Origin of the sequence: Sulfuricurvum sp. RIFOXYD12_FULL_44_77 (assembly GCF_001830725.1) — a bacterium.
Classification (GTDB): domain Bacteria; phylum Campylobacterota; class Campylobacteria; order Campylobacterales; family Sulfurimonadaceae; genus Sulfuricurvum; species Sulfuricurvum kujiense_A.
This window is the reverse complement of sequence record NZ_MIBU01000200.1, coordinates 1-4764: the sequence shown is the minus strand read 5'-3', so window position 1 is coordinate 4764 and position 4764 is coordinate 1. Positions and strand designations below refer to the sequence as shown.

The following is a 4764-nucleotide window of genomic DNA, read 5'->3' as shown; positions in this document are numbered from 1 at the left end:
AATGCGATCTCCCCGCGATCTTGCTTATATTTTGCAGCCAATTCTGATATTTTAGAATCCTCAAGATCGAAAACTATCTCATGGTGCTCAACACGTCCTATTTTCCCTTTGTAAAAAAGTTCACAAGGAAATGCATCAAAAATCTCATTCGCAATAAAAAAAGTGACCTCTTCATCCAGCTCGGATAAATCACTGTAATGTTCTAACATGACCGCGTTACCGAACGATTCGTCAAAATACGATTTTTGAGCCGTGCGCAGGTTTTCAAATCGCTCTAGAATCCCAAACCTGAGCGTTTGCAATAATTGAGGGCGAAGTGTGTGGAGAAACTCGATAATATCGGCAAGAAGATACCCATGATGAGCACCGATTTCACAGATTAACGAATCGGGACGCAAAAACCCCTCATCGAGACGTTTGATAATATGATTGGCAATCGTTCCCCCGAAAAATTTCGACGTACTCACCGCCGTATAAAAGTCCCCTTTCTTGCCGATCGGGCGATAGGAGGCATAATACCCCTCGGCTCCATAAAGCCAGTCATTCATATAGTCACTAAAACGCACGTGATGCCTTAGAGGGTTGCGACCGCTTTTTCAAGACGCACAAACCCCTCATCAATGTCCGCTTTAGTAATTGTGAGCGGCGGAAGAAAACGGAGCGTATTGCGTCCCGCTTTGAGAACGATCACCCCAGCATCACGCGCAGCATTAATGATCTTGCCCAGCGTATCTGCATCACACACACGAAGCCCGCGCATCATTCCTAAACCGACATGTTCCAAAAAGATAGCAGGATGCCCTTTTGCAAATGTAGCCAATGAAGTTTCAAAGTAGAGAAGATGTTCATCCAATTCCCCGCTCTCTTTGATCTCTTCGAGAATGTCTAGCACTTCATTCGCGGCTGCCGTCGAGAGATAATTCCCCCCAAATGTCGATCCGTGATCACCGGGTGCGAAAATATCTTTTTTGCTTGTCATGACGACACCGATAGGAACCCCTCCGCCGAGCCCTTTTGCCAACGTAATGACGTCGGGTTCAATACCATAGAGGTTAGAGGCTAAAAACTCACCCGTTCGGTAAATCCCCGTTTGAACTTCATCCACCATCAGCAAAACATCGCGCGATTTGAGCATCGCGGCTAATGCCTGAACCTTAGCACGATCCTGAGGCTGAACGCCCCCCTCGCCTTGTACGAGTTCAATCATCACCGCAACCGTATGATCATCGATCAACGATTCGATCTCATCGATATTTTTAGCATAGACAAATCCATCAGGAAACGGGCCGAAATAGTTGTGCATTGACTCCTGTCCCGTCGCTTTGAGAGCGGTAATGGTACGTCCGTGAAACGAGTGATCGAGGGTGATGATTTTGTAGCGTTTCGGTTGCCCCTCTATCTCTCCGTATTTTCGGGCAATTTTAATCGCCCCCTCGTTCGCTTCGGCTCCGCTGTTGCCGAAAAAGCATTTCATGTCGTAGCCGCTGAGTTCAACGATACGACGTGCACACTCGGCTTGCGGTTCGATGTAATATAGATTCGAAACATGGATCACCTTGCTCACTTGGTCACAGATAGCTTTTGTGAGACGATCATTCGAGTGTCCGACACTGCACACGGCAATCCCTGCGGCGAAGTCGATATACTCTTTCCCTTCACTGTCGATCAAAATCGCGTTTTTACCTGCCGTAAAACTGATATTTTGACGTCCGTAAGTCGGCAATACATAGTTATCAAAATTTTTAGTCATTTTCTTGTTACCTTTATTTTAATTTCTTGATACACGGCACTCTCCCCCTCATAACTAAGGTACGGAGGTGTCAATACATTCACATTCGGGGTACCCGAATAGATCAGCAGAGAATCATCTCTTAAGCATTCATCATGCTTGACCGCCATTTCGACTTCTCCAAAAGATGATGAAAGCCGAACTCTCTCACCTTCTTCAAATCCTGAAGCGGGATGAAAATAGACCCCATCAGGACGCCTAAACTGGGAATTAAGCCCTTTAGGATACTTGGAGGTAATCAGGTAAAACCCTTCGCTATCACCAATATCCAAATCAATAGTGTCCAAAAACTCAAACTCTCCGTTTACAAACCCCTCTTCGTAGGGAATCTCAAGAGAATTTCGACGATATCCGACACCGTCGCGAATATCCATTTGATTCCTGAAGTGATCTAAATAAAACAGTTCATTCTCTATCTCTACACCGAATGCTTCACACACTCTTTTTGTGAGGTCATATTCACTGATTCCGATCTCACTCTCAAACAATTGCGGCATCTCTTGGAGAGTATAATCGCCGTACGAACTGCGAAAATCATTTTTTTCCAAAAATGTTTTCGCCGGTATGACCAAATCAGCCTCGCGAGAGGTTTCATTCTCATACAATCCGAAATAGACACTGAAACCAGCCGAAGAAAATCCGCTTTTTATCCCACTCGAATGAGGCATTTGCGCCAAAGGATTGGCACCTTGAATGAAAACACAATTATACTTCGAAAAATCAACACTCGCCTTACTGACACGATTCGATATCGATTTAAACGGCAATTCGATAGTGCTCAAAGAGTTACCTAAGTAACTCACCCCGCAACCTCTCTTGCCAAAAAGTCCCATTACGGCTCCGAATCCATCTATACTTCGGAGGATATCCGCACCGTCTCGGTATTTTTGTACACCGACACCGACGAAAATAATGCTCTTTTTCCCTTTCATCAGCTCTAACATTGTCCCGATCTCTCCGAGACTTACATCTATGGCATCAAGCGTTGCTTTAATCCTTACGCTCTGGGTCAATTCATAAAAATCGTTGTATTCGCTGGCATGATTTTCCAAAAACTCGACGTCGTGTAGTCCCTCGATAATGGCGAATCGGCTTAAAAGCAATGCCAAAGGCAAATCGCAGTGAGGCCTGATTTGGATATGCAGATCAGCACTTTTTGCCATCTGCGTTTGAACCGGATCAATTACAATAATTATTTTTCCCTCTAAAAACGGCAATAAATGAGAATGGGTCGTATGGGGGTTACGTCCCCAGAAAATGATAACGTCACTCTCGAGTATCATCTGAGGCGGTACCACTTCATTCGATCCTCGTCCCAACAAAATGCCCGCTTCACCGGCACCGTCACATAAACTGCCTGAGGTTCCGACCGCTTTGATGGAACCAAAGAAATGTTCGGGCGCACGCTGCATCAATCCGACATTGCCGCTCCCACGATAATAAAGCACTTGATCACTTTTGGAGTTTTTTAGTGCCTCAACCAGTGTATCAATCGCGTTATCCATTGAGATCTCTTCACCTCGTAGCTTCGGAGCAATCAAACGCTCCTCTTCCGTGAAATGATTGAGATGAGGGCATAAATAGCCTCGTGTTATCGGGTGAGACTTATCCCCCTTTAGTTTTCCATCCTCAGTTACCACAATACGACAAGCATCGTAACAATCGAGGGGACAGGCTGTTGTTTGGCTCATTCTATCAACTTTATATCTATAATAGTGCATCTACAAGAAATTTTTATCATCTTTGTCACATTTTACACTTCACACCCTTTATATTTTAGTAAAAAAAACCCCTGAATTGGATATCATTAAAGAATATAAATATTTTGAGGTCACTATGTCTCTTTTAGAACACGTCGACGCCGCAACAAACTTAGCTAAAAATAATGAAGTACAGCTTTTAGTTTTTAAAATTGATATTGCTGAAGAATCCCCTTATTACGCTATAAATGTTTTCAAAACCCGTGAAGTCGTCGAAGCTAAACGGCACCATCTCACTCAGATTCCCGGAGCACATCCTCTGTTGGAAGGGACAATCGTTTTACGTGAACTTCAAATACCGATTTTAAACCTCCCCAAATGGCTGGGTATTGAGTTAGAAGATTCAAAAAAGAAAGCGTCCAATCTGCTCATTTGTGATTTTAACGGAATCATTATCGGTATCCGCATTATGTTTGCCTACCGTGTTATTAAAAAGAACTGGAATGAGATGCACTCACCTGATAGTTACCGCCTTGGAGAAGACGGTCTTATCATTAATGACACACGACTCGATGATGGGAGTCTCTGTTTAATTCTTGACTATGAAAAACTTTTGGCTGATGTCATTCCGCAAGCGATGGTGAACGTCGAAAATGCGACAAAAGCCCTTCGAAACATTACCATTCCCGATAAACTTAAAAATGGTGTCGTCCTCATCGCCGAAGATTCGAAAACGGCGCAACGTCATCTACGACAAATTTTTGAACATGCCCATATCGGATATCAAATGTTTAACAACGGAAAAGATTTGGTTGAGTTTATCACCAGACATCCGAACCCCTCATCCATTCCCGCTATCATCACCGATATCGAAATGCCTGAAATGTCAGGATTTACTGTTATTCAACATCTCAAATCTAAACCGGAAACCAAAGCTATCCCCATTATTGTCAACAGTTCTATGACGGGTGAAAATAACAAGCGTGAAGCAGCTTCTTTGGGAGCTGACGGCTTTATCGACAAAACGAAAAGTGAAAATATTTTAGCGCTCATTATTGAAAAAATGGGAGAGGTAAGTACAAAACTTCTCCCTAGATAAGGGAGAGAAGAAAAAGAGAGTTACTCGACAACCGCCAATACTTGACCGGCTTCGATTTTATCATTTACATTGACACTGATTGAGGTTACTTTTCCACTGCGTGGAGCGACAACGTCGATCTCCATTTTCATTGCTTCGAGAATCATAATCTTATCGCCTGCGTTGACATTGTCGCC

General features: G+C 43.6%; 5 protein-coding genes. 1 reads left to right on the top strand and 4 read right to left on the bottom strand.

The annotated features are described in order from the left end of the window. The 3 genes from A2517_RS07510 to A2517_RS07500 all read right to left on the bottom strand — a co-directional run. Positions 1 to 566 (bottom strand): SAM-dependent methyltransferase (locus A2517_RS07510; RefSeq protein WP_294895683.1); only part of this gene is annotated, 566 nt, incomplete at its 3' end. A gap of 8 nt (positions 567 to 574) precedes the next feature. Next, positions 575 to 1750, bottom strand: coding sequence for an aspartate aminotransferase family protein (locus A2517_RS07505; protein ID WP_294895681.1), 1176 nt, complete (start codon positions 1748 to 1750; stop codon positions 575 to 577). Next, entirely contained in the window at positions 1747 to 3480 is a 1734-nt protein-coding gene (locus tag A2517_RS07500) for a molybdopterin-dependent oxidoreductase (RefSeq protein ID WP_294895679.1), read from the bottom strand. The genes A2517_RS07505 and A2517_RS07500 overlap by 4 nt, the downstream gene beginning before the upstream one ends. 145 nt (positions 3481 to 3625) lie before the next feature. On the opposite strand from A2517_RS07500, the gene A2517_RS07495 reads away from it, so the two are divergent. After that, positions 3626 to 4588 carry a chemotaxis protein gene (locus A2517_RS07495; RefSeq protein ID WP_294895677.1) on the top strand — a complete coding sequence of 321 codons (963 nt, stop codon included), beginning with the start codon at positions 3626 to 3628 and terminating at the stop codon, positions 4586 to 4588. Positions 4589 to 4608: 20 nt separating this feature from the next. Here A2517_RS07495 and A2517_RS07490 read toward each other — a convergent pair. Then, a partial coding sequence (locus A2517_RS07490; protein WP_294895685.1) for an acetyl-CoA carboxylase biotin carboxyl carrier protein subunit occupies positions 4609 to 4764 on the bottom strand: 156 nt, incomplete at its 5' end.